Source organism: Streptomyces poriferorum, assembly GCF_019399235.1.
GTDB lineage: Bacteria > Actinomycetota > Actinomycetes > Streptomycetales > Streptomycetaceae > Streptomyces > Streptomyces poriferorum.
The window spans coordinates 1-3,281 of sequence record NZ_JAELVH010000494.1; the positions used below are offsets into that span (position 1 = coordinate 1).

General features: G+C 69.6%; 8 protein-coding genes. 4 read left to right on the plus strand and 4 right to left on the minus strand.

Annotated features, from left to right (window positions below):
• Positions 1 to 12: 12 nt before the first annotated feature.
• The 3 genes from JGS39_RS38865 to JGS39_RS41785 form a co-directional block, all read right to left on the minus strand.
• A complete protein-coding gene (locus JGS39_RS38865; RefSeq protein WP_236064643.1) occupies positions 13 to 417 on the minus strand; it encodes a hypothetical protein in 405 nt (134 codons plus the stop codon).
• A gap of 164 nt (positions 418 to 581) precedes the next feature.
• A complete protein-coding gene (locus tag JGS39_RS38870; protein WP_219574481.1) occupies positions 582 to 881 on the minus strand; it encodes a hypothetical protein in 300 nt (99 codons plus the stop codon).
• A 280-nt stretch (positions 882 to 1,161) separates the two neighbouring features.
• Complete coding sequence (locus JGS39_RS41785) at positions 1,162 to 1,452, minus strand: hypothetical protein (RefSeq protein ID WP_219574482.1); 291 nt, start codon at positions 1,450 to 1,452, stop codon at positions 1,162 to 1,164.
• A gap of 4 nt (positions 1,453 to 1,456) precedes the next feature.
• Here JGS39_RS41785 and JGS39_RS38880 point away from each other — a divergent pair, with 4 nt between their 5' ends.
• Genes JGS39_RS38880 through JGS39_RS38885 form a run of 3 tightly spaced genes read left to right on the plus strand, consistent with a single transcriptional unit; the run spans position 1,457 to position 2,585 of the window.
• Complete coding sequence (locus JGS39_RS38880; RefSeq protein WP_308120983.1) at positions 1,457 to 2,059, plus strand: hypothetical protein; 603 nt, start codon at positions 1,457 to 1,459, stop codon at positions 2,057 to 2,059.
• Positions 2,046 to 2,312, plus strand: a complete 267-nt coding sequence (locus JGS39_RS41305) for a hypothetical protein (protein WP_308120985.1) — start codon at positions 2,046 to 2,048, stop codon at positions 2,310 to 2,312. Before JGS39_RS38880 ends, JGS39_RS41305 begins: the two co-directional genes overlap by 14 nt.
• A 33-nt stretch (positions 2,313 to 2,345) precedes the next feature.
• Entirely contained in the window at positions 2,346 to 2,585 is a 240-nt protein-coding gene (locus tag JGS39_RS38885) for a hypothetical protein (protein ID WP_219574483.1), read from the plus strand.
• A gap of 255 nt (positions 2,586 to 2,840) precedes the next feature.
• On the opposite strand, the gene JGS39_RS42125 is transcribed toward JGS39_RS38885, so the two are convergent.
• Entirely contained in the window at positions 2,841 to 2,981 is a 141-nt protein-coding gene (locus tag JGS39_RS42125; RefSeq protein WP_443742934.1) for a zinc ribbon domain-containing protein, read from the minus strand.
• Between JGS39_RS42125 and JGS39_RS38890 the strand changes: the two genes are divergently transcribed.
• A partial coding sequence (locus JGS39_RS38890) for a zinc ribbon domain-containing protein (protein ID WP_308120984.1) occupies positions 2,932 to 3,281 on the plus strand: 350 nt, incomplete at its 3' end. The two genes, JGS39_RS42125 and JGS39_RS38890, sit on opposite strands and share 50 nt — an antisense overlap.

The window sequence follows — 3,281 nt, forward strand, 5'->3', positions numbered from 1 at the left end:
GGGGCAAGGTGGTCACTGTGCTTCTGCCTCACGGTGGTCGCTGCCGCTGGTGCGGCGGCGTCGGAGCAGTTGGTCGTAGGGGGTCACCGACGGCTGCGGTCTGGTGTCCGGTGGAGGGTGGCGAGCCGCCACTCGTGCAGCGAGGTGACGGTGGCCGGCGTCTGCCTCGGGGCCGCCGGGATGGGATGCGCCGATAGTCGGTTCGTCCTCCGCCTGTGCGACCTTGTGGGCTTCCAGGGCAACAGCGTCGGCGGTCAGGGCGCCGGCCTGCGGTGCTGTGGCCAGGCCCGCGACCACGTGCTCGTGGGCGAGGTGCCGGTTCAGCAGCAGGACCTCGCCCAACGCCCGGGTTCCGTCCCGCCCGCCGTGAACCTTGCGGGCCTGGGCCCACCATGCGTCGTGGACTGCGGTGAACATATGGCGTGGGCAGGGACGGAACCGGTGAGGTGCAGGTCGGCCAGGCCGAACTGATAGCGGTTCAGGTGCGCAAGACCCTGTGCCCTCTCGGTCACCGGCTCGGTCTCGTTGTGGACCGTGCTCACTTCGCGCCCAGATCCCGGGCGGTTCTCGTCTTTGCTGTTTCATTTGTTGTGGGTGTGAGTGTGGGTGGTGATGTGGATGTATTGGACGTCGAGTTGGTCGGCGATGTGGCTGAGGGTGTCGGCGAGGGCCCGGACGGTCACAGGCTCCAGCCCGACGGCGGCGCCTTCTTCTACGACACGTACAGGGGTGCCGTCGCGTGTGCCGGCTGCCCAGCTATGGGCGATGGAGCGCAGGAGCGCGGTGACGTGGTCGGCGGGTACGGTCAGCCGCCCGTCGGTCTCAACACTGACCTCAGGAGCGGCGAGCTGCGCCTCGTGCCCTTCTTCCCCGGGACTCATGCCGCCCATTACACGCCCAGCTTCCGCAGCGCGTCCAACTGCTCCTGGGCGAGGTTGTCGCGTCTCGATTTGGTGTTCGAGACCCACGCGCCGAGCACATCGAGTTCGGCCGGTAGCTGCGGGCGAGTTCGGTTCCGTCGGCACCGACGCTGAACGCGGTGTCGGAGGGCGGGCATTGGGTGGCGAGTTCACAGGCGCCGGCGAGCCAGGCTCGATCGGTGGTGGTGGCCTCCTGGCCGGGGCCGGGCCTGTCACAGCCGGTGGGGGGAGGGGCGATCGGTCATCGGGGCTCCGTGCTGATGTCTTTGGGTGCGTACCGCAGGAGCACCTTGTCGCGGATCGTCCGGGTTTCCAGGAGCCGGTGCCGGTGCCGGAGCCGGGCGGAGGGGGCGCCCATGCAGTGAGCCGGGCCGACCATCCATACGGCGTCGCTCTGTCCGACCAGGAGCGGGGCGATGACGAGGTCGCCCAGCTCCCGCTGGCCCGCCCGCTGGCCACCGCCCTCCGGCGGCCCTGAGAGAAGCCTGCCCCGCCGAACAAACTCACGCCCGCCCGCGTCCGCAGAGGACATGGAGGTGGCCCGTCACGACCGGGCCAACACCACCAGTACCGAGCGTGGACTGCTGCACAGCTACTGGCTGCTGTCCGGCTACGGCCTGCGCGTCTCCCGCGCCCTGGGCTGTCTCGCCGCCGCCATGCTCGCCACCATCGGGCTGCTCATGGGCTTCGGGCTCCCCCAGCACGAGCCGAAGCAGGAAGCAACCGGCACGGTCCCGCCGGCCGGAGGCACGGTCACCTTCAAGATCGACAAGGACCACCCGCAAAACCCCACCAAGGACAGGCTCACCGGCGAACGATTCGAGAAGGCCCTGAACGTCACCCTCGACTCGGTGGTGTCCGCTCCTCCGGCCAGGAGTTCACCACCTCCGGTACCTGCATCGAGATGGTCTCCCGCGTCACCGAACCCGACCTCCTCGGCCTGGCCGTCCTCGCCGTCCGCAACCGCGTCAACGCTGACCACCAGCACCGAGCACTCACCACCACGGCTCAGACGGGGCGGCCTGGTGTCGGCGCACGGCCCCGTTCCCCAGTTGCGTACGGATGAACGGCCCCAGTTGATGGCGCGCGTTCGTGGCCCGGACCGCGCCGAGCCGAGGTCACAAGATCGTCTCTGCTAGGGGATCCGACCTGGCCTCCGTCGGCGGGCCAGCCGATGGTGGGACTGAACATCGGCCGCTGGCCGAGGCGACGGGCAAGGTCCACATAGGCGGTGAGACGTATCGGGGCAATCCGGGACCGCCGCCGGAGGTGAAGGACACTCCGGAGGGTCTGGCCAACGGACTGCCCGCGGTGGAGGACTGCACGCCGTGGGAAGACCTGCGCGAGACACATCTCGCCCGGCTCGTTGCCAAGCGCCCGGCCGTCGCCTGATGCCCGCACCGCACGGCCCCGCGTCGCGCCCGGATCGCGTTCTCCGACTCCGCCACCAAGCAGTTGGACGCCCTCACCAGCGAAGCCGAGCTGCACGCCCTGGACCGTGCCCTGGTCGTCATCTCCGTCGATCCGGACGTCGGAGAGCCGATCCCCGAAGGCACGGCCGGTCCTCAGCTGCGTGAGTACGCCGACGAAGTCGAGCGCGTGCGCCTACTTTACTGGGTAAGCGCCCTGGGCACCGTGGTGGTCGTAGCGTTCATCGAAGTTTGATCCCTGCGAAGACGTCGCAATGCAGGGCCGACTGTCTCCTGCAGTTCCCCCGGGCGGGCGACGCGCGACAGGGCCTCCCGGGAACGTCCGTACGGACTGCTCCTTCTGCGGCTTGGAAACACAAGCTGACCACCCGCCTCACCGCCGAGTACGGCACCGTCGTGGTCGTGGACCTCGACGTCGCCGGGATGGGCCGTAGCCGGCGGCTGTCGCGCCGGGTCGCGGACGCGGCATTCGGTGAGATCCGGCGCCGGCTCACCTACAAGACCCGCNCGAGCACGTCTTCGACGAGGGAAACCACCGGTCGGCCACGATGAGACGGGTGCCGTGCCGGCGGGTCTTGTAGGTGAGCCGGCGCCGGATCTCACCGAATGCCGCGTCCGCGCCCCGGCTCACCTACAAGACCCGCCGGCACGGCACCCGTCTCATCGTGGCCGACCGGTGGTTTCCCTCGTCGAAGACGTGCTCGCGCTGTGGTGCGGTGAAAGCCAAGCTGCCCCTGAGCGTGGACGTCTTCGAATGCGATACCTGCGGGCTCGTCCTGGACCGGGACGAGAACGCGGGAGACAACCTGGTCGCCATCGCGACGACCTGCGTCACCCGCAGTACAGGTACCGGAGCGGCCGGAGACCTGGACCCCGCCGCCGTGGTGGGGTCGAAGCCCCGCGGAGCCGACCGCAAGACCCGCACCACCCG